Source organism: Pseudomonas sp. Choline-02u-1 (genome assembly GCF_002836515.1).
Taxonomy (GTDB): Bacteria; Pseudomonadota; Gammaproteobacteria; order Pseudomonadales; family Pseudomonadaceae; genus Aquipseudomonas.
In genome coordinates, this window is sequence record NZ_PJBC01000063.1 from 76131 (window position 1) to 100540 (window position 24410).

Here is a 24410-nt window from a genome sequence, read left to right on the forward strand (position 1 = left end):
TGTTTCAACGCAAGCGAGCGCGTAATTGCATGAAGCGACGCGTCGCGAAAAGTCCGGCCGGACGCCAGTGCCGCTGCGGTTGCAACCACGGCAGCAAAATCTCCATTTGCTCGGCGGCAGGCTTGTCAGCGAGTGCGGCTTCGAGGTTCAAAAGATCGGCGTCATCGTCGAAGGCCTCTTCGACGGGGGCATCTCGGCGCACGTAGGGCCGAGGTCGGGATGCAGGGCAATCCTGGGTGATCCAGTCGCGTAACAGCTGCTTTTCATAGCCATTGAACACGCCGAACATTGCCGCATCGCTGCCGTCGATCAACCGCCAGAAACGACTTTCTTCTACAGCCTCGCCCCGCTTGATCCAGCTTTTGCGCTCCAGCGCCGAGAGAAAGTCACCCATTTGCCCCGGCGTAGCCAGCCATTGGTTGATCGTGCGGTTTTCGATGCGGCAGTAATCGGAATGCATGTGCCGGCCAAAGACCGCTTTGCGCTCAAGCATGGCGATGACTTCCTGCTGCAGGTCGAATTCCTTGATCACGGCGGTGGTGCCTTTGCCCACATCATTGAGGCGGTAACCGACGGCCATGCGCCGATAGAACTCGTCGCGCCCGGCGCCCAGCGGCATCAGTCCAAGCATCGATTGCACAGCCTTGCGCGCATGGCCGGTGCTGGCGTTGTCGATGGTCACATGCAGGCGGAAATAGTGAGGGTCGATGCCCAGCTCCGCCAGCTCATAGGCACTGATCAACAAGTGCAGCGGCAGTTGCTCGTAGCCGAGGTTGAAGCCAATGACTTCTGGCAGAAACTGGCTGCCGAAGCGCCCCAGCGCCAGTTGCACTGCCCCCTGCAGGAAATATTCATCGGCGAGTCCGCTCAAATCGGAGCAATCATGCTCGGCCAGCAATTTGCGATAGATCACCACATGGTTCTGCCGTGGCACGCCCTCGCCGAGTTCTTCCAGGTAAGTGTCGAGCAGATCGTCGAGGCGCGGATCCTGCCACTGCGGCAGCAGCCCGGCCAGCCAGGCGCCATCAACCTCTTTGGTCGGCGCCACATGCAAGATGAAGTACAACGCGTGGGATTTGTTGCGGAAATAGCGGCGCGGCGCGCCCTGCTGGCGTTGCTCAAGATAATCGGCGAATTCGCCCGCCACCTTGGCGCTGCGGGTTTCCGACCACTGCAGCAGCGCTTCGGCACTGCCCGGCAAGTCGTCAGGCAGCGCAGCCGCTTTGCTCAATTGCCGGCGCAGAAAATCCAGCGCGACGCGGTCAACTGTGGAGTCTTCCGCCAACAATCGGTCATAGAGCCGGCGCTCGGTATCCGCCGGCGTGGATGTTTTACCCGAAGACTTCCTGGTCGGGATTTCGATCAGCGACATGACTCATTCCCCTGCGTTATTGGCATTGCCTATAAACGAAAGAGTGATTGCTGCTGATAAAAATTCCTTTTTTGTGTGAGGCGATCGCTCAGTGGCGTGCGTAATTTTCTAACCCAATGCAGTGTCAAGAAACATCATCACACCGAAACCGAGCATCAGCCCGAGCGTCGCAGGCGTCTCATGGCCGTTGCGGTGAGTTTCCGGAATCACTTCATGGGACACCACGAAGATCATCGCGCCCGCAGCCAGGCCCATCGCCACCGGAAAGCCCAACGCGAAACTGTTGGTGATACCCAGGCCAATAATCGCGCCCAACGGCTCCATCAATCCCGAAGCGGCGGCAATCAACGCTGCACGCCCGGCCGAAATGCCGGTGACCCGCAGCGCCAACGCCACAGCCAGGCCTTCGGGAATGTCCTGAATAGCGATGGCAGTGGTCAGCGGCAGACCGATCTTCATGTCGCCGGTGGCGAAGCTGACGCCGATCGCCATGCCTTCCGGCAGGTTGTGCAGGGTAATGGCAAGCACAAACAGCCAGACCCGGTTGAAACGCTTTGCCTCCGGCCCGCGCCGCCCGCTCTGTTCATGTTCGTGAGGGACGAAACGGTCAAGGCCGACCATCAGCGCCACGCCCAGGGCCATGCCGGCGACAACGACAGCAGCGGCAAGCATGGGGCTGCTCAGCGCCTCTTTCGCCGCCGCGATGCCCGGCAGGATCAGGGAAAAGGAACTGGCCGCCAACATCATCCCCGCCGCAAACCCGAGCATGCTGTCCTGGGTTCGCGAAGTGATCGCGCGCAAAGCCAGTGCCAATAAGGCACCGACTGCCGTAGCGGCGAAACCCGACAGCCCGCCGAGCGTCGCGAGGCGCAAGGTGTCGCGCCCCGTACTCACCAGGCCGGTGTAGCCGCTGATCAGCAACAACACGGTTACACCGACCAGGGTCAGCCAGAAAATGCGCCCTCCCCAGCCCGTGCGCGACAGGTTCACAAACCATGCTCGCACGGGAGCTGCGAACGAAGATGACGGTAGCGCCATGAAAACTCCTCAGGTTCAAGTGGCCGGTGCGAACGGCGTGGTTTCATCCAGCTGTGCCAGCGGCACATCGCTGCCACCCGGCGTGAGAATCACCTTGCGGCATTCTTCCTGTTTTTTATTGAAGATCTTGTAACCTTCGGCGGCCTGCTCCAGCGACAGCCTGTGAGTGATGATCGCTTCGGGCTGCAACTTGCCGGTCTCGATGTAACCGAGCAACTCCGGCAGAAAGCGCTGCACATGAGTCTGGCCCATTTTGAAGGTGAGCCCCTTGTCAAAGGCATCACCGAACATGAAGCCATGGATGAAGCCGGCATAAACGCCCGGAACGCTGACCACACCGCCGCGCCGTACGGCCGCAATGCACTGGCGCAAGGCTTTACCGCTGCTGCCTTCGAGCTTGAGTGTAGCCATCACCGTTTCGGTGGTGCTGCCCTTGGCTTCAAGGCCCACGGCATCGACCACCGCATCGACGCCACGATGGCCCGCGGTCTGGCTGACGATGGTGTCGGCCGGGTCATCGTCCTCATCGAAGTTGATTGGAATCACCCCGTAAGTGCGCTGGGCATAATCGAGACGGTACTGGTGATGATCGACCATAAAGATCTGCTCGGCGCCGAGCATTCGGGCGCAGGCAGCGGTCAGCAAACCGACCGGCCCGGCGCCATAGATCGCCAGACTCGAACCCTGGACGACGCCAGCGTTGATCACAGCTTGCCAGGCGGTGGGCAGGATGTCGGAGAGAAACAACACTTTTTCGTCCGAGAGCGTGCCCGGCACCTTGAACGGGCCGGTGTTGGCTTTCGGCACGCGTACCAGTTCCGCCTGGCCGCCGGGAATCCCGCCGTAGAGACGGCTATAGCCGAACAGCGCTGCCGGTGGCGGAATCATTTTCTTGTTCAGCGCCGCGCCGGGGCCTTCGTTGGTCGTCTCGCAAGCGGCGTAAAGCTCTTGCTGACAGAAGAAGCAATCGCCACAGGCGATCACGAAGGGAATCACCACACGGTCGCCGCGCTGCACGGCGGTGACGGCGGGTCCGGTTTCTTCGACGATGCCCATGAACTCATGGCCGAAAATATCGCCGTGTTCGACGGTGGGTATTTTGCCCCGATACAGGTGCAAGTCCGACCCGCAAATGGCGGTGGCGGTGACCCGCAGGATGATATCGTCGGCGGCTTCAAGTTTCGGGTCCGGTACGGTTTCAACACGCACATCATGGACGCCGTGGTAGGTCATTGCTCGCATGGCTTGATCCTCACTCGATTGAATGAAATGGCTGCTGCTCCACTTTCCGAAGTGAAAAGGGCCGAGTGAGTTCATTCGGGTTTTCGAGATTTTGATCAGCGGATACTCCGCGTCCGTCTGAGCAGCCGAGGCAGCTGCCTGTTTGCCTGCCATATAACTGCCGTCTGAGTTATGCGACAATGCGCGCCAATGTCCAACAAGAACCCCGTACTCGTCGCTCAGCAGCTTGCCTTCAACGGCCCCAGTTGCGGTCGGCTTATGCGCGTTGGCTCAACTCAAGCACAGACTGGGGGGAGCTGGAAAAGCTCCGGATTGGTACTCAAATCTGTACCAGGCACCAAAGACCAGCTCTAACCCATTGATAGGTAAGGTAATTGATCTCCACAGCTAACATCACGATGCAGTTTGGCGCCAAGCCGCTGTTCGAAAACGTTTCGGTCAAATTCGGCGCAGGCAATCGCTACGGCCTGATCGGTGCCAACGGTTGCGGCAAGTCGACCTTCATGAAAATCCTCGGCGGCGATCTCGATCCGTCCGGCGGTCAGGTCATGCTCGAGCCGAACGTGCGTCTGGGTAAGCTGCGCCAGGATCAGTTCGCCTACGAAGAATTCACCGTGATCGACACCGTGATCATGGGTCACGAAGAGCTGTGGAAGGTCAAGGCCGAGCGCGATCGCATCTACTCGCTGGCAGAAATGTCCGAAGAAGACGGCATGGCTGTTGCGGAGCTGGAAACCGAATTCGCCGAGATGGACGGTTACACCGCCGAATCCCGCGCCGGCGAGCTGTTGCTGGGTCTGGGCATTCCGCTGGAGCAGCATTTCGGCCCGATGAGCGAAGTCTCGCCAGGCTGGAAACTGCGCGTGCTGCTGGCGCAGGCACTGTTCTCCGATCCGGAAGTGTTGTTGCTCGACGAACCGACCAACCACCTGGACATCAACACCATTCGCTGGCTGGAAAACATCCTGACTCAGCGTAACAGCCTGATGATCATCATCTCCCACGACCGTCACTTCTTGAACAGCGTGTGCACGCACATGGCTGACCTGGATTACGGCGAGCTGCGTCTGTTCCCGGGCAACTACGACGAATACATGACCGTGGCGACCCAGTCCCGCGAGCAACTGCTGTCGGACAACGCCAAGAAGAAAGCGCAGATTTCCGAGCTGCAATCGTTCGTCAGCCGCTTCTCGGCCAACGCCTCGAAAGCCAAGCAGGCCACCTCCCGCGCCAAGGCGATCGACAAGATCCAGCTGGCCGAGGTCAAGCCTTCGAGCCGCGTCAGCCCGTTCATTCGTTTCGAGCAGAACAAAAAGCTGCACCGTCAGGCGGTCATGGTCGAGAAAATGGCCAAGGGTTTCGACGGCAAGCCACTGTTCAAGGATTTCAGCTTCCAGGTTGAAGCGGGCGAGCGCGTCGCGATCATCGGCCCGAACGGTATCGGCAAAACCACCTTGCTGCGCACTCTGGTGAACGAACTGACCCCGGACGCCGGTAGCGTGAAATGGACCGATGCCGCTGAGCTGGGCTACTACGCTCAGGACCACGCCCACGACTTCGAAGACGACGTCACCCTGTTCGACTGGATGGGTCAGTGGACTCAGGGCGAGCAGATGATTCGTGGCACCCTGGGCCGCATGCTGTTCTCCAACGACGAGATCCTCAAGTCGGTCAAGGTCATCTCCGGTGGTGAGCAAGGTCGCATGCTGTTCGGCAAGCTGATTCTGCAAAAGCCGAACGTGCTGATCATGGACGAGCCGACCAACCACCTGGACATGGAATCGATCGAAGCGCTGAACCTGGCGCTGGAAAACTACCCGGGCACGTTGATCTTCGTCAGCCACGACCGTGAGTTCGTATCGTCCCTGGCCACCCGCATCATCGAGCTGAGCCCGAACGGCGTGACCGACTTCAGCGGCACTTATGACGACTACCTGCGTAGCCAGGGCGTCGTTTTCTAAGAACAGCCGCGAGTTTCAAGCGGCAAGCTGCAAGTTGAAAGCCCTGTCCATGTGACGGGGCTTTTTGCATTCGGCGTTTGGGAATTGTGGGTGCGCAGATATTCGCGAGCAGGCTCGCACGTTGATCGTTCCCACGCTCCGCGTGGGAATGCAGCCCGGGACGCTCCGCGTCCCAACCACAGACGCGGAGCGTCCATGGCGGCGTTACCACGCAGAGCGTGGGAACGATCATTAAGGTGAAGTAGTTAGCCTGCTTTCATTTATCTCAGCCCCGCGCCATGATGTCGGCAACTCTCCCACCGCCGACCGCGAACGAGTGCTCATGTCTGCGCAGCCACTGCCACCACAAAGCTCCCTGGCGATCACCCTGCAGATCGTCTCCATCGTTTTCTACACTTTCATCGCCTTCCTCTGCATCGGTTTGCCGATCGCCGTGTTGCCCGGTTATGTCCACGAGCAACTGGGTTTCAGCGCGATCATTGCCGGCCTGGTCATCGGTTCGCAGTATCTGGCCACCCTGCTCAGCCGGCCAATGGCCGGGCGCATGTCGGACACGCTTGGGACCAAACGGGCGATCATTTATGGCTTGTGGGGGATTGTGCTCAGTGGCGCGCTGACGTTGTTGTCGACCTTGCTGCAAAGCTTTGCGCTGACCAGCCTGTTGATCCTGATCGCCGGGCGCCTGCTGCTCGGTATAGCCCAAGGCTTGATCGGCGTCGGCACCATCAGTTGGTGCATGGGCCAGGTCGGTGTCGAGCACACGGCCAAATCCATCGGCTGGAACGGTATCGCCTCCTACGGCGCGATTGCCATTGGCGCGCCGCTGGGCGTGGTGATGGTCGCTGAATACGGCTTTGTCAGTCTTGGCATCGTGCTGTCGGCGTTGGCGGCAGGTGCGTTGTGGTTAATCCGCAACAAGCCCTCGGTGCCCGTGATCCGTGGCGAGCGCCTGTCGTTCTGGGCGGTGTTCGGCAAGATTGCGCCGTACGGCACCAGCCTGACACTCGCCTCGATCGGCTACGGCACGCTGACCACGTTCATCACCCTTTATTACCTCAACCGAGGCTGGACTGGCGCGGCGTACTGCCTGACGGTATTTGGCGTGTGCTTCATTCTGTCGCGGCTGCTGTTTATTTCGGCGATTGCCCGCTTTGGCGGGTTTGCCTCGGCTATCGTCTGCATGACGGTGGAAACCGTCGGCCTTGTGCTGCTGTGGCTGGCGCCTTCCACCGCGTATGCGTTGATTGGTGCAGGGCTGGCGGGTTTCGGGCTGTCGTTGGTTTACCCGGCGCTGGGGGTTGAAGCAATCAAGCAAGTGCCGAGTTCGAGTCGCGGGTCAGGCTTGGGGGCATATGCCGTATTCTTCGATCTGGCCCTGGCGATTGCCGGGCCGTTGATGGGCGCGGTGGCATTGAATCTGGGCTATTCGTGGATTTTTTTCAGCGCAGCACTGTTATCCGTGACCGGACTGGGCCTGACCTTGCTGCTCAAGCGCCGGGCGATGCCCTGACTCTGGACACCGCTAACTGAGCACATCGACCCAATCCTTTTTGTTCGCAGCAACCGATCATCAGCGCCATCCCAATTGCCGCCGGCTCTGACCATGATCAACTGCGCCCCCTCGCGCCTCACCCTGCTTGCACTGTTCTGCAGCCTCAGCGCTAGCGCCTGCGCCGATGGTTTTTTCGACGATGCGAAAAGCGATGTGCTGCTGCGCAACTTTTACCTGAACAACGATTACCGCTCGCCAACGCCTGCCGGGAAAAATTACAAACAGGAGTGGGCCCAGGGTCTTATCGGCAATTTCTCATCCGGTTTCACAAAAGGCACGGTCGGCTTTGGCATCGACGCCCACGCCTTCGTCGGTTTGAAACTCGACGGCGGCAAGGGCCACTCAGGTACCGGCCTGCTACCGGTCGACAGCGATGGCCGCAGCGAAGATGACTATTCCAGCGCAGGCGGCGCCTTCAAGCTGAAAGTCTCGCGCACTACCCTGACCTTCGGCGAAATGACTGTGGAGACCCCGGTCTTCGACACGTCCGACAAACGCCTGCAACCGGAATACGCTACAGGCTTTCTGCTCAACAGCACCGAGTTCGAAAACGTCAATCTGGTTGGCGGGCACTTTACTGCGTTCAAGAATCAGGACAGTTCCTCCGGTAAAGACGATTTCTACGGTTACGGCGCCAGCACCGAAGCGGGCGGGATCAGCTTCGTCGGCGCCGACCTGTTCAGCAGCAACCCGGTCGGCGGCGCGCTCTACGCCTCCGAGTTGAGCGACACCTGGCACCAGTACTACGGCAACCTGCACTTCAAACAGTCCGGCGTGCTGCTCGACGCTAACCTCTACCACACCCGCGACACCGGCCGCGCATTGGCTGGCGAGATCGATAACACTGCCTTCAGCCTCTCCGGTAAATACAGCTTCGGCGCCTACGCGGTGATGCTTGGCTGGCAACGCATCAATGGCGACACGCCGTTCGATTTCGTCGGTGGCGACTCGATCTACCTGGCCAACTCAATCAAATACGCCGACTTCAACGGCGCCAACGAACGCTCATGGCAGGCCCGCTACGACCTCGACCTCGGCGCCTTCGGCCTTCCCGGGCTGAACTTCATGACCCGCTACGTCCGTGGCAGCCACATCGACGGCAGCCATGCGCCCAGGAGCGGTGCGTACAACCCGCTCGACGCCGACAGCGGCGGCTATCAACCGCAACAGGGTGATGGCGGCAAGCATTGGGAACGCGACATCGACTTGAAATACGTCGTCCAGTCCGGCGCCGCAAAAGACTTGTCGGTGCAACTCTCCCACGTCACCCACCGCGCCAACGAAGCCCAGGCCGGCGATGACATTGACCGGATTTACGTGGTCATCCAGTACCCGCTGGGTTTCTGAATGACCCGCTCAGCCGTTACTGAAAAAAGGATGTCAACTGTGGGAGCGGGCTTGCTCGCGAAGGCTGTGCGTCAGCCTACATCTGAGTCGCTGACCCGACGCTTTCGCGAGCAAGCCCGCTCCCACACTTGACCTGGGTCGGACACAAATTCTGCGACCTCTGCCAGATACCTGTGGGAGCGGGCTTGCTCGCGAAGGCTGTGCGTCAGCCTACATCTGAGTCGCTGACCCGACGCTCTCGCGAGCAAGCCCGCTCCCACACTTGACCTGGGCCAGACACAAGTTCTGCGACCTCTGCCAGATACCTGTGGGAGCGGGCTTGCTCGCGAAGGCTGTGCGTCAGCCTACATCTGAGTCGCTGACCCGACACTTTCGCGAGCAAGGCCGCTCCCGCACTTGACCTGGGCCAGACACAAGTTCTGCGACCTCTGCCAGATACCTGTGGGAGCGGGCTTGCTCGCGAAGGCTGTGCGTCAGCCCACATCTGAGTCGCTGACCCGACGCTTTCGCGAGCAAGCCCGCTCCCACATTTGATCTGCGTCGGACACAAATTCTGCGACCTCTGCCAGATACCTGTGGGAGCGGGCTTGCTCGCGAAGGCTGTGCGTCAGCCTACATCTGAGTCGCTGACCCGACACTTTCGCGAGCAAGGCCGCTCCCGCACTTGACCTGGGCCAGACACAAATTCTGCGACCTCTGCCAGATCCATGTGGAATCGGAAAGCGCCGGAGGAAAAAACTGGCGGAAGACAGCCGGAGTCGAACCTGCCCGGGAACGGATGCCGTCCCCAACCGGGTTTGAAGCCCGGCCGCGCCACCGGGCGCGATTGTCTTCCTCAATTCAGGGCGCGTCGGCATTGGCCAGCGCGTTGTCGGGGCGGATCTGGCGAGATTCGCCGATGCGGCGGGTCAGGCCGAGTCGGTCGAAGTACTCCAGATACTGAATGCAACGTTTGCGTCCCAAGCCTAGCGCATCACGGAAGGTTGTCACCTCGATCGCTGGATTTTCTTCAGCGAGTTTCAGCAGCAGCGCTGCCATTTGCCGCAGGACGATGTCGCTGATGAACAGGTCGCGCACCACTTGGTGCACCAGGCCCAACCGCGCGAGCTTGCGCAGCAGAAGGCGGACGCTCGCGTCATCTTCACCGAGCATTTTCGCGGCGTCGCGCACCCACGGGGGGTCGAAACCGGCCTGGTCGAACAATGGCTGTAAAGCCAGCCAGAGGGTTTCATCGTCGACGTTCAGGCGCACCTGATGATCGGGCAGGTGCAGCCAGGGCCCGCTGGCGAGGATCGAACCGGCGTCGAGCAGCTCATCGAGCAGACTGATGAAGGTCGACCGTTCCAGTGCCAACGCGCTGAAGCGCCGTAGCCGGTCGCGGTCCGGGCCCATCTGGTCGGGTTCCTGCTCGTGGAATCGCGCCAGTTGCTCGAGCAAGTTGAATTTCAACTGGCCCCAGCGCTGAACATTAAACAGCAGCGGGCCTTGGCGGGTGTCGATCAGGCGGATATTTGCTGCCAGTGCCCACTGCGCACGTGGGCGGTTGAACTGGCGTTCGAGACGTTGCGGGGCGAGGCCGCCGGGGCTGTGGTTGAGCAGCGCTGGCAGGGCCTGTTCGAGGCTGACGCTGAGGGCGAGGGTTTGCAATTGCGCGAGGCGTTCCGGGCTGCGGCGTTGGCGGGCCGGGGCGAACGGGTCGAGAACGACGCCGCCGCCAAGGGTGCGTTGGGCGCTGGAGTCTCGCAGGATCAGCCGATCGCCTTTTACCGCGTGCACCGGTGCGTTGGTCAGCAGTTGCGCGAACATGCGCTCGCCGGGACTCAGACGCGAACCTTGCAGTAAAGCGACGCGAGCGATGACGTCTTGTGTGCCGAGGTGCAGGTGGACCGGGTGAAAATGTTCGAAGGTGCGTTCGCCGGGCAATAGCTGAAAGTCGATGTCAACGCGCTGCGCCGGTGCGTGCAGCCAGTCCGCCAGCAGCCAGTGGCCTCGATGGATCTGCGCCAGTTCCAGGCGCTCCGCGCTGAGGTTCAACGCCACGCGCTGGCCGGCGCAGGCCTGTTGTGCAGCCTGGTTCTGCGCGTGCAGTCCACGAATGCGCACCGTTCTGCCGGCAGGCGCCAAAACCAGCTTGTCACCGACCGCAACCGTGCCCGAAAGCGCCGTGCCGGTGACCACAATCCCCGCCCCGGCCACACTGAACGCCCGATCAATTGCCAGACGAAATCCACCTTCGAAACTGCGCGTCTGCACCTCGTTCTGCGCCTGCAGCAAGGCCGCGCGCAACTCATCAACGCCCTGCCCGTTCACGCTCGAAACGGTGAAGATCGGCGCATCAGCAAACGGCCCGGGCGCAAGCAGATCCAGCACCTGACGCTGCACCTCTTCCACCCTGCCCGCTGCGGCCCGGTCGCATTTGGTGATCGCCACCAACGCGCGGGGAATGCCAAGCAATTGGACGATTGCCAGGTGCTCGCGGGTCTGCGGCATGACGCCGTCGTCGGCCGCAACCACCAGCAACACCAGATCGATGCCCTGCGCGCCGGCGAGCATGTTGTGGGTGAATTTCTCGTGACCGGGTACGTCGATGAAGCCGGTCAGCCCGGCACCCGCTGCCAGTTCGGCGTAGAGGTAACCGAGGTCGATGGTCATGCCGCGTTCGCGTTCCTGCGGCCGGCGGTCGCCGGTTTGCCCGGTCAGCGCCTGCAGCAGCGAGGTCTTGCCGTGGTCGATGTGCCCCGCCGTGCCAACGATCACGGGTCGACCTGCAATTGCGGCAACTGCGCCAGCCACGCCGGCTCATCGTCGAGCTGACGCAGATCCAGCCACAGCGCGTCGTCGGCGATTCGCCCGAGCACCGGAACCGGCAGACCGCGCAACGCCTTTTCGAGATTGAGCAGATGGCGCCCGCGCCAACGCTTGGACACCTGCGGTCGACAGCACAGCGCTGCACTCGGCAGACGCGCCACCGGTTGGCTGCCGCTACCGATCATGCCCAGGGCCTCGACTGCGCTGACCTGCCAGACCTCCCCCACCACGTCGGCAAGCAAAGGGGACAAACGCACAGCCTGAGCATGAATCTCGGTTTGCGAACGGGTCAGCAGGCGCAGGCTCGGCAGACGCTCGGCGAGGCGGTCCGGATCACGGTACAAACCAAGAACCGCTTCCAGCGCGGCCAGGGTCAACTTGTCGACGCGCAGCGCGCGTTTCAACGGATTCTTCTTGATCTTCGCGATCAATTCTTTGCGCCCGACAATCAACCCGGCCTGCGGCCCTCCAAGCAATTTGTCGCCGCTGAAGGTGACAATATCGGCGCCATCAAGCAATGCCTGGCGCACCGTCGGTTCCGCCGGCAGCCCCCATCGGGTCAGGTCGAGCAGGCTGCCGCTACCCAGATCCTCCAGTAACGGCAAGCCATGGGTGTGCGCCAACTCGGCCAGTGCAGCGGTCGGCACTCGTGCGGTGAAGCCCTCGATGCTGTAGTTGCTGGCATGCACGCGCATGATCAAACCGCTACGCGGGCCGATCGCCGCCTCGTAATCGCGGGCATGGGTGCGGTTGGTGGTGCCGACTTCGTGCAAGCGCACGCCGGCACGCGCCATGATGTCGGGGATGCGGAACGCGCCGCCGATCTCGATCAGCTCACCGCGCGAGATGATGCCTTCCTTGCGTGCGCCCAGGCTGTTGAGGGTCAGCAGCACGGCAGCGGCATTGTTGTTGACCACGGTCACGGCTTCGGCGCCGGTCAGTTCGCGGATCATGCCCTCGATGAGGTCGTCGCGATCACCGCGCTTGCCGCTGGCCAGATCGAATTCCAGATTCAGCGGATAACGTGCAGCCATTTGCACCGCTTCGATGGCTTCTTCGGGCAACAACGCGCGGCCGAGATTGGTGTGCAGCACCGTGCCGGTCAGATTGAATACCCGGCGTACCTGGCTGCGTTGCTGTTGCGCCAAGCGCTCGCCGACGCGCCCGGCGAGCACTTCAGCGCCGATTTCAATGGCCGACAACTGCCCGTTCAACACGCCAGGCCTCAGCTCATCGAGCAACTGGCGCAGTCCCGTCAGCAACGAATCCCGGCCGTAACGCTCGGCCAACGGCGCGCACGCCGGATGACGCAACAACCCATCAATAGACGGCAACCGCAGGGCAACGCTGGAAGACATCAAACACTCCTGTTTTGACCGCAAAGGCCCCTTCGGGAGCAAGCCCCCTCCCACAGGTATTCAGCAGTGTAGACGCACTGTGGGAGCGAGCCTGCTCGCGAAAGTGGCAGGTCAGTTAAAGATGATGGTCTGAAACAGCCCCTTCGGGAGCAAGCCCCCCTCCCACATTTTTCGGCAGTGATGAAGTCCGGTGGGAGCGGGCTTGCTCGCGAAGGCGGTGGGTCAGCCAAAGAAGATGTGTCTGGAAAGGCCCCTTCGGGAGCAAGCCCCTTCCCACGGGTGCTCCAGCAGTGTAGACGCTGTGCTCATTCGTCTCCCGGCGCCAGCAACAGATTCGGTGCCAGACGCTGATAACCATCCTGAGCCAGACGCATGTCCAGCAGCAAACTGCCGAGGTCCGCCGACAGCGCCTCGGCCTCGGCATCGTTCTCCAGATACAGCAATTTCAAGTAGCTGTTACAGCTCGGGCAGACTTCGGCGCGCAGCGGCGCCTGTTCGGCGCTGTGCCGATCATCTTCCTGGCTGAGATACTCAAGGCCCTTGCTCTGCTCGCAATACACGCACTTGACCCGCACCACATGCCATTCGCAGGCACACAGTGAGCACACCAGATAACGCAATCCGTTGTGCTTGCCGCGATGGCGGATCACCCCGGCCATGGCCGGCGAACCACAGGCCGGGCATTGACTGAGGCTGTCGCCGGGTTTGAGTTGCAACTGCGGCACGCTGAGCAGCCAGTGGCTCCAGGCGGTTTGCAGCGCCGCGCCGAGAAACGGCACCAGCGCCGCCGGCACCAGCGAATACTGACCGCTGACCAGCGCCACCGCCCACGCGCGCAATTGACCGGAACGGGCGGCGCGCAGACTGTCCAGCGCGTCGATGACCGCTGGCTGATCCGCAGGCGCATAGCGCTGCAGCAAGGCCACCAGCCATGGCTGCCAGACCTCTTCACGCACCAAGGTGTCTGCCGCAAATGGCGGCAGACCGTGCTGTTGACAGGCTTCGAAGCGCTGCGTATCGAACGCTGCCGTTAGCGGCGGATCGTCGAAGACCTGTTGCTGCGCCCGGCACACACCAGCGATCAGCCGCAGATAATCCGCCAGCCCACTGCCCTCGGCCAGACGCTCCAGGCGCTCGGCACGCAGGGCAAACAGGTTACGCGGTGGCAGGTACAGAAACGGCGGCGAACTGGCCGCCGCTTCGATTTCCCCAGGTTCCAGAATGCTTGGCAAAAGTCAGCCCTTTTTCGTCAGCGGTCGCTCGGACAGGTCCCGAGGCTGTTCGTCGCGGGTCACCTCGCGGTACCACAGTTCATGGTGTTTTTTCGCCCACGGCCGGCTGACCCAGCCATGCAACATGGCGTCGACCGAACCCTTGATCCACAAACCAGCGTAGATGTGCACGATGATGCTCAGCACCAGCACGAACCCGGCCAAGGCATGCAGGAGCATGGCCCAGCGGATCGCGGTGATGCCGAAATACGCGCTGAACCACGCACGCCAGATCACCAGCCCGGTGAACAGCAACCCGAGCATGCACAGCAGTAAAGTCCAGAACAGCAGCTTTTGCCCGGCGTTGTACTTACCCACCGGCGGCACGCTTTCTTCGTCGTTGACCATGACCCGATTGATCCGCCGCAGCCATTGGCGGTCGTTGGCGATGAAGAAATTGGTGCGCCAGAAGCTGAACACCAGCCCGAGGAACAGCACGAACATGGCGATGCCCATGTACGGGTGCAGGATCCGCGTCCAGGTACCGCCGCCGAACAGGTGACTCAGCCAGAACAGCGACGGATGAAACAACGCCAGCCCCGACAGCCCGGCCATGAAAAACAGGATCGCCACCAGCCAGTGATTGGTGCGCTGGTTGGCGCTGTAACGCAGGATTGTCTTGTGACTCATGGCCGCTCCTCCCCGCGTGGATCGAAGGTGTGCACCGCCGGGTCGACAACGTGCACCGAAGTGTCGGGCGCCGTCGGCTGTTCATCTTCTTCGACACGATTCGGCCCGACGCGCACATAGTGGAAGAACCCGGCAATCACCGCCGCGCCCATCGCCAGCAGCGCCAAGGGTTTGCTGACGCCTTTCCACAAATCCGCCAGCGGACTGATCGCCGGGTGATCGGGCAAACCGGCATACAGTTTCGGCGTGTCGGCGTGGTGCAAGACGTACATGACGTGGGTGCCACCGACGCCTTGCGGGTCATACAGGCCGGCGTTGTCAAAGCCACGGCTTTTCAGATCGACGATGCGTTCGGCGGCGTGCTCTTTCATGTCTTCCTTGGTGCCGAAAACGATGGCGCCGGTCGGGCAGGTTTTCACGCAGGCCGGCTCCAGCCCCACCGCGACGCGATCGGAACACAGTGTGCATTTGTAGGCTTTGTGATCCTTTTGCGAGATGCGCGGAATGTTGAACGGGCAACCGGTGATGCAATAGCCACAACCAATGCAGTGGTCCTGATCGAAATCGACGATGCCGTTGGCGTGCTGAATGATCGCCCCGGGGCTCGGGCACGCGGCCAGACAACCGGGCTCGGCGCAGTGCATGCAGCCGTCCTTGCGGATCAGCCATTCAAGGTTGCCGGCGTCGGTTTCATGCTCGGTGAAGCGCATCAGCGTCCACGAATCCGCCGTCAGGTCCTGCGGATTGTCGTAGGTGCCGTGGTTGTGGCCGACCTCGTCGCGCAGCTCGTTCCATTCCGAGCAGGCGACCTGGCAGGCCTTGCAGCCGATACATTTGGTGGTGTCGATCAGCTTGGCGACGCCTTGCTGAGTCCTCACCGACGGCGGCACCGTGGTGGTGGCCGAGCGGGCAATGATGTCTTGGCTGGCCATTTACAGTTTCTCCACGTTGACCAGGAATGACTTGGATTCCGGGGTCTGGGTGTTGCCATCGCCGAGGAACGGCACCAGGGTGTTGGTCAGGTAACCGTGACGCGTCAGGCCGGTAAAACCCCAGTGCAACGGGATGCCGATCTGATGCACGACCTGGCCGTTGACCTGCAGCGGCCGGATGCGTTTGGTCACTACCGCCACCGCTTCGATGAAGCCGCGCTTGCAACTGACGCGCACGCGATCACCGGCAGCGATGCCCTTCTCGTTCGCCAGCACTTCGCCGATTTCGACGAACTGCTCGGGTTGGGCAATCGCGTTCAACTTGCAGTGCTTGCTCCAGAAGTGGAAATGCTCGGTGAGCCGATAGCTGGTGCCGGCGTACGGGAAGTCCTTGGCTTCGCCGAGGGTTTCCCAGACCGAATCGAAGATCCGCGCCGCCGGGTTGCTGGTGGCTTGCTTGTTCTGCGGGTGCAACGGGTTGATGCCGATCGGCGTTTCGAACGGCTCGTAGTGCTCGGGGAATGGCCCTTCGTTCATCTTGTCGACGGCGAAGAGCCGCGCCACGCCTTCGGGGTTCATGATGAACGGATTCATCCCGGCTTCCGGCGGCACGTCGGCCTTGTAATCCGGCACATCGGTGCCGGTCCAGGTCTTGCCGTTCCACCACACCAGACGCTTTTTCGCATCCCACGGTTTGCCCGCCGGGTCCGACGAGGCGCGGTTGTAGAGAATCCGCCGATTGGCCGGCCACGCCCATGCCCAGCCCTGATGCTGATGCATGCCGAACGGGTCGGCGTTATCGCGCCGGGCCATCTGGTTACCGGCCTCGGTCCAGCTGCCAGCGAAAATCCAGCAACCGGACGCGGTGCTGCCGTCATCCTTGAGCAACCCGAAGCCGGCCAGCTGAGTGCCCGCCTTGACCGTGACGCCACTGGCGTCGGTGAAATCGCTGACGGCGGTGCCGTTGATTTCCCGCGCCAGTTCCTCCGGCGAAGGCTCGTCAGGGATCTTGTACGGCCACGACAGTTTCAGCAGTGGGTCAGGAAACTTGCCGCCTTCGGTTTGATAGCGCTGGCGCAAGCGCAGGAACAATTCGCTCATGATGCGAATGTCAGTCTGCGCCTCGCCCGGGCCGTCGGCGCCCTTCCAGTGCCATTGCAGCCAGCGGCTGCTGTTGACCAGCGAGCCGTCCTCTTCGGCAAAACACGTAGTGGGCAGACGGATGACTTCGGTCTGGATTTCGGCGGTTTTCACGTCGTTGTAGGGCCCGACGTTTTGCCAGAACTCCGAGGTTTCCGTAGCGAGCGGATCCATGACCACCAGCCACTTGAGCTTGGCCAAAGCGCCCATCACGCGGTTCTTGTCCGGCAATGCGGCGATCGGATTGAAGCCTTGGCAGAAGTAGCCGTTGACCTTGCCCTGGCTCATCAGGTCGAACATTTTCAGCACGTCGTAGTTGGGAATGTCGAGCTTCGGCAAATGGTCGAACAGCCAGTTGTTGTCGGCGGTGGCGTTGGCGCCGTACCAGGATTTCATCAGGCTGACGTGGAATTTGCTGTAGTTCTGCCAGTACGACAGCTGCCCCGGCCTTAGCGGCACCTGCGTGCGCTTGTAGATGAACTGGCCGTAATCCTGCTCGCTGTCGCTGGGCAGCGTGAGGTAGCCAGGCAAGGCATTGGACAGCAGACCGAGGTCGGTCAGGCCCTGGATGTTCGAGTGCCCGCGCAAGGCGTTGACTCCGCCGCCGGGCATGCCGACGTTGCCCAGCAGCAATTGCACCATCGCCGCGCTGCGGATGATCTGCGCACCGATCGAGTGTTGCGTCCAGCCGAGGGCATAGAGAATCGTCATGGTCTTGCCCGGTGTAGAGCAGGTAGCGATTTCTTCCCAGATTTTCTGCATCGCGTCGACCGGCATGCCGCAGATCTGGCTGGCCAGGTCGATGTTGTAGCGGCTGTAATGCTGCTTCATCAACTGATAGACGCAGCGCGGGTCTTGCAGGGTCGGGTCGACCCGCACGAAACCGTCCTCGGCAAATTCGTAGCCCCAGCCGGACTTGTCGGTGTAGCTGCGTTTCTGCGCGTCATAACCGCTGAACAGGCCGTCTTCGAAGCCATAGCCGGCTTTGACGATGAACGACACATCGGTGTAATTGCGCACGTATTCGTGCTGGATCTTGTCCTCGGTCAGCAGGTAATTGATCAAACCGCCCATGAAGGCGATGTCGGTGCCGGTGCGGATCGGCGCGTAATAGTCGGCCACCGAGGCGGTCCGGGTAAAACGCGGATCCACCACGATCAGCCGCGCCGCGTTGTGCGCCTTGGCCTCGGTCACCCATTTGAAGCCGCACGGATGCGCTTCTGCTGCGTTGCCGCCCATTACCAGGATCAGATTCGCGTTAGCGATATCGGTCCAGGTATTGGTCATGGCACCACGGCCGTACGTCGGGGCAAGACTTGCCACCGTCGGGCCGTGTCAGACACGCGCCTGGTTATCGAACCCCAGCAGGCCGAGGCTGCGAATCACTTTCTGGGTGATGTAGCCGGCTTCGTTGGATGCCGCCGATGCCGCGAGGAAACCGGTGGTCAGCCAGCGATTCACCGTTTGCCCGTTGGCATTTTTCTCGATGAAGTTGGCGTCGCGGTCGGCCTTCATCAGGTCGGCGATGCGATCAAGGGCTTCGTCCCAGCCGATGCGCGTCCATTCATTGCTGCCGGGCTTGCGCACCTGTGGGTACTGCAAACGGCCGGGGCTGTGAATGAAGTCGAGCAGGCCCGCGCCTTTCGGGCACAGCGTGCCGCGATTGACCGGGTGGTCGGCGTCGCCTTCGATATGAATGATGTTTTGCGCCACGTTCTTGCCGGCATCGCCCTGGCTGTACATGATCAAACCGCAACCGACCGAGCAATACGGGCAGGTGTTGCGGGTTTCACGGGTGTGGGCGAGCTTGAAGTGGCGCACCTGCTCGGCGAAGGCCGCCGTCGGGGCCATGCCCAACGCGCCCAGGCTTGAGCCTGCAAGGCCTAGACCTGCGACCTTGAAGAACTGACGACGGCTGAGATCCATCGTGCACTCCTGATCAGGTGGAACCCGGTACTTGTGCCGGGCTTTATCTGGACAATCACGGTTGCAGCGCGACGGCGCTGGCTTTTTCACTGTAGACAAAGACCTTGCGGACTGTGTGAAAACCGACCGTCGGCGGCAATCGGTCATGCATCGGTAAACCTGTGCTGGCTCAGGGATCAGACGGTGCGCGCCCGAAATCCCTGTGGGAGCGGGCTTGCTCGCGAAGGCATTGAGTCAGTCAACGCATATGCAGGCCAACCCCGCATTTGGGGCAAGGTCCCTCCCACAGGATTTGAGTGCTCCACTTGGGCCATAGGCTTATCATGGCGCCCAGTACCAATCCTGCCTTGACGAGACCGCGCATGACTTTCGATTTTGATCAGTTGTTCGACCGCCACCAGACTGGCAGCACCAAGTGGAGCCGCTACCCGGCCGATGTGTTGCCGATGTGGGTCGCTGACATGGATTTTGCCGCGCCACCGGTCATCGTCGAAGCCTTGCAGCAGCGCCTGCTGCATCCACTGCTCGGTTACAGCGTGGCGCAGGACAACCTGCGCGAAGCCATCGTCGCCGACCTGTGGAACAAATACGCGTGGCGTGTCCAGCCGCGGGAGCTGATTTTCCTGCCGGGCGTGGAGTCGGGCTTCAACATGGCCCTCAAGGCTTTGGTCCAGGCGCAGCAGAATGTCGTCGTGCAAGTGCCGAACTACCCGCCACTGCGTCATGCGCCGGGGCATTGGGGCCTGAACAAGGTCGAACTGGAATTCAACGCCCAGGCCGATGGCACCTACGCCACGCCACTGGACGCACTGCGCGAGTCGCTGAAAGGCGGCGGCGCCCTGCTGTTGAGCAATCCGCACAACCCGATCGGCAAGGTCTTCGATCGCGAAGAATTGCAGGCAGTGGCGGATATCTGCGCAGCGCAGGACGCGTGGATCATCTCCGACGAAATCCACGCCGAACTGTGCTTCGACGGCCGCGTGCACATTCCCACCGCATCGCTGAGCCCCGAGATTTCCAAACGTACGATCACGCTGATGTCGGCGAGCAAGGCCTACAACATCGCCGGTCTCAAGACCTCATTCATGATCATTCAGGACGCCGCCCTGCGCGAACGCGTCAACCACGCCCGCTGCGGCATGGTCGACAGCGTCAATCCGCTGGGCATGGAAGCCACTCGCGTCGCCTACAGCGAAGCCGGCCCGTGGCTCGCCGAACTGAAAACCTACCTGCAGGCCAACCGCGACTGGCTGGTGGATGCCGTGCGCACGCGCCTGCCGGGCGTGAGCATTAACGTGCCGCAGGGCACTTATCTGGCGTGGCTCGATTGCACGGCGCTGGACCTGCCCGATCCGCAGCGGTTCTTCCTTGAGCAGGGCAAGGTCGGCCTGAGTGCCGGGCTGGATTTTGGCGACCGGCATCAGCAGTTTGTGCGATTGAACTTCGGTTGCCCGCGGGCGCTGCTCGAAGAAGGCATTGCGCGGATGGAGCGGGCTTTGGCTAAACGCAACAGCTGACATCCCACTGGCACAATCAGGTCATGTGGCAGCGGGCTTGCTCGCGAATGCGGTATTCCAGTCAACATCATCGTTGAATGACAGACCGCCTTCGCGAGCAAGCCCGCGCCCACATTGGGTGTGAGCATTTTCTGAAAAATCCATCGCAAATCCGATCGAACTCACGGCGAAGCCACCGGGTCAACCCGGAACACTGGCCTTGAAATCAGGAGACCCTGCGATGACTGACTATCCAAAACCACCCTTCCCGAAACAAGCCCAACCGGTGCCTGGCTCGCAACGCAAAATGGAACCGTACCCAGACTGCGGCGAGCAAAGCTACGTCGGGTCCGGCCGCCTCGCCGGCAAGATTGCGCTGATCACTGGCGCTGACAGCGGCATTGGTCGCGCCGTCGCAATTGCCTTCGCCCGTGAAGGCGCCGACGTTGCCGTTGCTTACCTGAACGAACACGAAGACGCCAAGGAAACCGCGCGTTGGGTCGAGCAGGCCGGGCGTCAGTGCCTGCTGCTGCCGGGCGATATCGCCGAAAAAGCGCAGTGCCAGGCGCTGGTTGACAAGACCGTCGAGCGCTTTGGCCGCATTGATGTGCTGGTCAACAACGCCGCGTTCCAGATGACCCACGAAAACTTCGAAGAAATCCCCGACGACGAATGGGTGATGACGTTCGACGTCAACATCACCGCCATGTTCAGGATCTGTCAGGCGGCGATCAAGCACATGGGGCCCGGCTCCTCGATCATCAACACCAGTTCGGTCAACTCGGACATGCCCAAACCGACCCTGCTGGCCTACGCCACCACCAAAGGTGCGATCGCCAACTTCACCGGTGGTCTGGCGCAGATGCTCGGGCCGAAGGAAATTCGCGTCAACAGCGTCGCACCCGGCCCAATCTGGACGCCGCTGATCGTCTCGACCATGCCCGACGAAGAAGTGCAGAACTTCGGCGGCAGCACCCCGCTCGGCCGTCCTGGCCAACCGGTGGAAGTGGCGCCGATTTACGTGCTGCTGGCCTCCGACGAAGCCAGCTACATCACCGGTCAGCGCTACGGCGTGACCGGCGGCAAACCGATGCTGTAACCGTGCAGCAGAAAAACTGAACCCCAGCGGCATGGCATCCCTCCATACCAGTAAGCGCCTACGGGCCAACAGGAACAGGAGGTTGTCATGTCCGCCCCCCTCGTCAGACTCTTCACCCAACCCAACTTCGCCTGGACCGATATCCGCCGCGAGGAAGAAACCCATCCCCGCCACTACCTCGCCCATTTGCTGCTGCTCGCGCTGATTCCCGCCGTGTGCCTGTTCATCGGCACCGCCTACGTCGGCTGGAGCCTCGCGGTGGGTGAAAACGTGCGTTTGAGCACCGCCAGCGCGCTGCAGTTGAGCGTGCTGCTGTACGTGACGATTGTCGCGGGTGTTGCGGTCATGGGCGGTTTCGTTCGCTGGATGTCGCGTTCATTCGATGCGCGGCCGACGCTGAATCAATGCATCGGTTTTGCCGCTTACACGGTGACCCCGTTCTTCATTGCCGGGATTGCCGGGTTGTACCCGAGCCGCTGGCTGGCGATTCTAGTGCTCGGCGCGGCGTCAATCTATTCGACATTCCTGCTGTTCGTCGGCCTGCCGACTTTCATGCATGAACGCAAGGAGCAAGGCCTGCTGTATTCGGCGTGCGTATGGGGCGTTGGTTTGCTGGTGCTGGTGACCATGCTCGTCTCGATGATTCTGCTGTGGTTCAACGTGCTCATCCCCGAGTACCTTCGTACGACCGTGAGCTGACCCGATGCGACTGTTCTTGAACATTCACTGCAGTGAGCGCTCATGAGTTTCGGCGTGTGGGTTGCGGTGCTCGGCGCCGTGTTGCTGACGTTGGCCCTGACGTCCTCGTGGCTGCGCTGGATGCCGGTGACCACTTCAGCGGTATGCCTGCTGTTGGGCATTGCCATCGGACCCAGTGGCCTCGATTTGTTGAAATTGTCACTGGAAGAATCGTCGTTGTGGATGGAGCACCTGACGGAAGTGGCGGTGCTTTTTTCCTTGTTTGTCTGTGGCCTGAAGCTGCGCTTGCCGCTGGGCAACAAGACCTGGCGCATCGCCTTTGGTCTGGCGGGGCCGGTGATGATCCTGAGCATCATCGGCGTATGTCTGCTGCTGCATTGGGGCCTGCAATTGGCGTGGGGGCCTTCGCTGCTGATCGGCGCGATGCTGGCGCCAACCGATCCGGTGCTGGCGGCGCTGGTGCAGGTCAATGATGCGCAGGACGTCGACAGCGTGCGCTTCGGCCTCTCCGGTGAAGCCGGGCTCAACGACGGTGTGGCCTTCCCCTTTGTATTTCTCGGCTTATTGCTGCTGCACACCGACGGCAGTTTCAGGGAGTTGCAACAGTGGTTTTTAAACGATTTGCTCTGGGCAGTGCCGGCAGGTCTGTTGGTCGGTTACGCAATGGGCCGTGGCATCGGCCGCATCGCCTTGTCGCTGCGCATTCACAACGAAGACAGCACCCTGGGCCCCAACGATTACCTGACCCTCGCACTGATCGCGCTTTCCTACGTGGTGGCCGATGCCATCGGCGGCTACGGCTTCCTCGCGGTGTTTGCCGCCGGCCTCGGTCTGCGTCAGGAGGAAGTGAAGTCCACCGGGATCACCCAAGCGCCTGCCGAGCATCTGGTGCAGCCGGTGGTGGGCCATCAGAACGTCGAACCCGAAAACGCTGTGCATGGCGACACCGAGCGGCTGGAAGACAGCCAGGTCGCGGCGGGCATCATGATGGGAGACATGCTGGCTTTTGGCAGTCTGGTCGAGCGGGCGATGGAAGTGTTTCTGGTGACCCTGCTCGGCGTCGTCCTGATTGCCCACTGGGATTGGCGGGCGCTGTGGATCAGCGCGGTGCTGTTTTGTCTGATCCGGCCGCTGAGCGTTGCGTTGATGCCCTGGGGCAATCTGCTCAGCGGGCCGCAGCGTTTATTGATCGGCTGGTTCGGCATTCGTGGCATCGGCAGCCTGTTTTATCTGTTCTTCGCGCTGAACCATGGCCTGGATTCCGACGTGGCCAAGGTCTGCACCGACCTCACCCTTTCCGTGGTAGCGCTGAGCATTCTGCTGCATGGCATCAGCACCCAGCCGATGCTGGCACGCTATGAAAGCTTGAAGGAACGAAAAAGCTGATTCATCAACCGCAACGCCTCGCTTGAAATCATCGAAGATTTTTCTGAAAAAAAATGGATCGGCGGGTGCGACTCAAGGGTCACAACTTTAACCGCGCCAATCATCCAGCGCGGCCCGGCAGGTTCGGTTCCCCTGCGGTGAACAGCCTATTAAACGGAACCCCGACACAAACAAGGTTACGGTCATGAACGAATGCTCGACTCCTGCGCAAATCAAGGCTTGCAGAGCACTGGCTCTGGAACGCAATCGTCAACTGTTCGAAGAAGCCCACGAACTGAACCGAGCGGCCAACGCGCTGCTGGAACAGACGCCTACCGACTTCGAACGCTTTGAGCAATACCGGGCACTGCGCAAGAAAGCCGATGCGAAATTTGAAGATGCGATTGATCATCTGTGTGTGCTGAATGAGGATTTTCCGCCGATTCCGGCGGCAGTGCAGAATGCTGTGAGTTCGCGGCGCGAGCTTGAAACCGCATAGCAGGTTACCAGCCCCCTCACTCTGGCCAGTGAGGGGGAAACTGATTGAATTGCAAGACTTTCCCCCGCCGACCAATCTCTTTACGGATTGGTCACCTGTATAAACACCGAATAAACCCCCAACATCACCCAGAACGTGGCGAAGATCCAAGGCGTGCGCACCGAAAACAGCAGCGACTTGCGATAACCCTTGTGGCTCGATTCCATTTCGCTGAACAGCGGTGATTCGTCATACGCCGCACCCATCACCGGCTCACTGTGCAGCAACTGGCTCTGTTTGAAGTGCCAGTGGTCGATGATGTCGTAGGCCGCACGAATCCCTGGCCAGGCGTTCAGTGAACTGAGCACGCCAAGCAGCGCCAGAAACGGCGGCACGACTAGGGTGAACATCTTGCCCCATTCGGGGTTGAGGTTGGCCATGCACGAGGCGAAAGCGATCACCAGAAACGACTGCGCCGCCAGATAGGCGTCGGTGCGGTTGGCGAGGATGCTGGTTTCGTACTGGATCTCCCGGCGATAGAAGTCCAGCCGTTCCTTGGGTGAGCCAAACATCTTGGCGTCGTGTTCGGCCAAGGCTTCTTCAGCAGCGCTTGGCTGGGTCAATATGCGAGGCAAGAGACGTGCCCTCCAAAAATGATCAAGACATTTTGGAAAGGCACGCACCCAGACTAGTTCA

The 24410-nt window shown here is 61.2% G+C and carries 18 protein-coding genes and 1 tRNA gene; 8 read left to right on the forward strand and 11 right to left on the reverse strand.

The annotated features are described in order from the left end of the window. Positions 1 to 4: 4 nt before the first annotated feature. From CXF97_RS20210 to CXF97_RS20220, 3 genes are all read right to left on the reverse strand, one after another. Entirely contained in the window at positions 5 to 1372 is a 1368-nt protein-coding gene (locus CXF97_RS20210) for an iron-containing redox enzyme family protein (protein WP_101160324.1), read from the reverse strand. A 108-nt stretch (positions 1373 to 1480) separates the two neighbouring features. Beyond that, positions 1481 to 2410, reverse strand: a complete 930-nt coding sequence (locus CXF97_RS20215; RefSeq protein ID WP_101160326.1) for a ZIP family metal transporter — start codon at positions 2408 to 2410, stop codon at positions 1481 to 1483. Positions 2411 to 2425: 15 nt separating this feature from the next. Then, entirely contained in the window at positions 2426 to 3652 is a 1227-nt protein-coding gene (locus CXF97_RS20220) for a zinc-dependent alcohol dehydrogenase (RefSeq protein ID WP_101160499.1), read from the reverse strand. A gap of 374 nt (positions 3653 to 4026) precedes the next feature. Here CXF97_RS20220 and CXF97_RS20225 point away from each other — a divergent pair, with 374 nt between their 5' ends. The 3 genes from CXF97_RS20225 (at position 4027) to CXF97_RS20240 (ending at position 8512) form a co-directional block, all read left to right on the forward strand. Continuing rightward, on the forward strand, positions 4027 to 5613 hold the full coding sequence (locus CXF97_RS20225; protein ID WP_016774693.1) for an ABC-F family ATPase: 1587 nt from the start codon (positions 4027 to 4029) through the stop codon (positions 5611 to 5613). Between the two features lie 322 nt (positions 5614 to 5935). Further along, a complete protein-coding gene (locus tag CXF97_RS20235; protein ID WP_101160332.1) occupies positions 5936 to 7123 on the forward strand; it encodes an MFS transporter in 1188 nt (395 codons plus the stop codon). A 93-nt stretch (positions 7124 to 7216) separates the two neighbouring features. After that, on the forward strand, positions 7217 to 8512 hold the full coding sequence (locus CXF97_RS20240) for an OprD family porin (protein ID WP_101160335.1): 1296 nt from the start codon (positions 7217 to 7219) through the stop codon (positions 8510 to 8512). 739 nt (positions 8513 to 9251) lie between these two features. Here CXF97_RS20240 and CXF97_RS20245 read toward each other — a convergent pair. The 7 genes from CXF97_RS20245 to fdnG form a co-directional block, all read right to left on the reverse strand. Then, positions 9252 to 9347: transfer RNA gene (locus CXF97_RS20245), tRNA-Sec, on the reverse strand. Between the two features lie 5 nt (positions 9348 to 9352). Further along, positions 9353 to 11269, reverse strand: coding sequence for a selenocysteine-specific translation elongation factor (gene selB / locus CXF97_RS20250; RefSeq protein ID WP_101160337.1), 1917 nt, complete (start codon positions 11267 to 11269; stop codon positions 9353 to 9355). After that, on the reverse strand, positions 11266 to 12678 hold the full coding sequence (gene selA, locus CXF97_RS20255) for an L-seryl-tRNA(Sec) selenium transferase (RefSeq protein ID WP_101160340.1): 1413 nt from the start codon (positions 12676 to 12678) through the stop codon (positions 11266 to 11268). The genes selB and selA overlap by 4 nt, the downstream gene beginning before the upstream one ends. A gap of 305 nt (positions 12679 to 12983) precedes the next feature. Beyond that, on the reverse strand, positions 12984 to 13910 hold the full coding sequence (gene fdhE, locus CXF97_RS20260; protein ID WP_101160343.1) for a formate dehydrogenase accessory protein FdhE: 927 nt from the start codon (positions 13908 to 13910) through the stop codon (positions 12984 to 12986). Between the two features lie 3 nt (positions 13911 to 13913). Then, on the reverse strand, positions 13914 to 14579 hold the full coding sequence (locus tag CXF97_RS20265; RefSeq protein ID WP_101160346.1) for a formate dehydrogenase subunit gamma: 666 nt from the start codon (positions 14577 to 14579) through the stop codon (positions 13914 to 13916). Next, entirely contained in the window at positions 14576 to 15511 is a 936-nt protein-coding gene (fdxH, locus tag CXF97_RS20270; protein ID WP_101160348.1) for a formate dehydrogenase subunit beta, read from the reverse strand. The genes CXF97_RS20265 and fdxH overlap by 4 nt, the downstream gene beginning before the upstream one ends. Beyond that, positions 15512 to 18577: a formate dehydrogenase-N subunit alpha gene (gene fdnG / locus CXF97_RS20275; protein ID WP_157830917.1), complete on the reverse strand. Its 3066-nt coding sequence runs from the start codon at positions 18575 to 18577 to the stop codon at positions 15512 to 15514. A gap of 362 nt (positions 18578 to 18939) precedes the next feature. Between fdnG and CXF97_RS20285 the strand changes: the two genes are divergently transcribed. The 5 genes from CXF97_RS20285 (at position 18940) to CXF97_RS20310 (ending at position 23735) form a co-directional block, all read left to right on the forward strand. Next, a complete protein-coding gene (locus CXF97_RS20285; RefSeq protein WP_101160354.1) occupies positions 18940 to 20094 on the forward strand; it encodes a MalY/PatB family protein in 1155 nt (384 codons plus the stop codon). A gap of 220 nt (positions 20095 to 20314) precedes the next feature. Continuing rightward, on the forward strand, positions 20315 to 21172 hold the full coding sequence (locus CXF97_RS20295) for a glucose 1-dehydrogenase (RefSeq protein ID WP_101160356.1): 858 nt from the start codon (positions 20315 to 20317) through the stop codon (positions 21170 to 21172). An 87-nt stretch (positions 21173 to 21259) separates the two neighbouring features. Beyond that, a complete protein-coding gene (locus tag CXF97_RS20300) occupies positions 21260 to 21871 on the forward strand; it encodes a Yip1 family protein (RefSeq protein WP_101160358.1) in 612 nt (203 codons plus the stop codon). A 42-nt stretch (positions 21872 to 21913) separates the two neighbouring features. Continuing rightward, positions 21914 to 23257: a sodium:proton antiporter gene (locus CXF97_RS20305; protein WP_101160360.1), complete on the forward strand. Its 1344-nt coding sequence runs from the start codon at positions 21914 to 21916 to the stop codon at positions 23255 to 23257. A 184-nt stretch (positions 23258 to 23441) separates the two neighbouring features. Next, a complete protein-coding gene (locus CXF97_RS20310) occupies positions 23442 to 23735 on the forward strand; it encodes a hypothetical protein (RefSeq protein WP_101160363.1) in 294 nt (97 codons plus the stop codon). Between the two features lie 80 nt (positions 23736 to 23815). Here CXF97_RS20310 and CXF97_RS20315 read toward each other — a convergent pair whose 3' ends face one another. After that, entirely contained in the window at positions 23816 to 24349 is a 534-nt protein-coding gene (locus CXF97_RS20315; RefSeq protein ID WP_101160366.1) for a hypothetical protein, read from the reverse strand. Between the last annotated feature and the right edge of the window lie 61 nt (positions 24350 to 24410).

Excerpts from the sequence above, each read along its gene's own strand:
- CXF97_RS20215 (WP_101160326.1), bottom strand. The coding sequence starts at position 2,410 with ATGGCGCTACCGTCATCTTCGTTCGCAGCTCCCGTGCGAGCATGGTTT.
- selA (WP_101160340.1), bottom strand. The coding sequence starts at position 12,678 with ATGTCTTCCAGCGTTGCCCTGCGGTTGCCGTCTATTGATGGGTTGTTG.
- CXF97_RS20220 (WP_101160499.1), bottom strand. The coding sequence starts at position 3,652 with ATGCGAGCAATGACCTACCACGGCGTCCATGATGTGCGTGTTGAAACC.
- CXF97_RS20240 (WP_101160335.1), top strand. The coding sequence starts at position 7,217 with ATGATCAACTGCGCCCCCTCGCGCCTCACCCTGCTTGCACTGTTCTGC.
- CXF97_RS20310 (WP_101160363.1), top strand. The coding sequence starts at position 23,442 with ATGAACGAATGCTCGACTCCTGCGCAAATCAAGGCTTGCAGAGCACTG.
- CXF97_RS20305 (WP_101160360.1), top strand. The coding sequence starts at position 21,914 with ATGAGTTTCGGCGTGTGGGTTGCGGTGCTCGGCGCCGTGTTGCTGACG.
- CXF97_RS20235 (WP_101160332.1), top strand. The coding sequence starts at position 5,936 with ATGTCTGCGCAGCCACTGCCACCACAAAGCTCCCTGGCGATCACCCTG.
- CXF97_RS20210 (WP_101160324.1), bottom strand. The coding sequence starts at position 1,372 with ATGTCGCTGATCGAAATCCCGACCAGGAAGTCTTCGGGTAAAACATCC.
- fdxH (WP_101160348.1), bottom strand. The coding sequence starts at position 15,511 with ATGGCCAGCCAAGACATCATTGCCCGCTCGGCCACCACCACGGTGCCG.
- CXF97_RS20265 (WP_101160346.1), bottom strand. The coding sequence starts at position 14,579 with ATGAGTCACAAGACAATCCTGCGTTACAGCGCCAACCAGCGCACCAAT.
- CXF97_RS20285 (WP_101160354.1), top strand. The coding sequence starts at position 18,940 with ATGACTTTCGATTTTGATCAGTTGTTCGACCGCCACCAGACTGGCAGC.
- CXF97_RS20295 (WP_101160356.1), top strand. The coding sequence starts at position 20,315 with ATGACTGACTATCCAAAACCACCCTTCCCGAAACAAGCCCAACCGGTG.
- CXF97_RS20300 (WP_101160358.1), top strand. The coding sequence starts at position 21,260 with ATGTCCGCCCCCCTCGTCAGACTCTTCACCCAACCCAACTTCGCCTGG.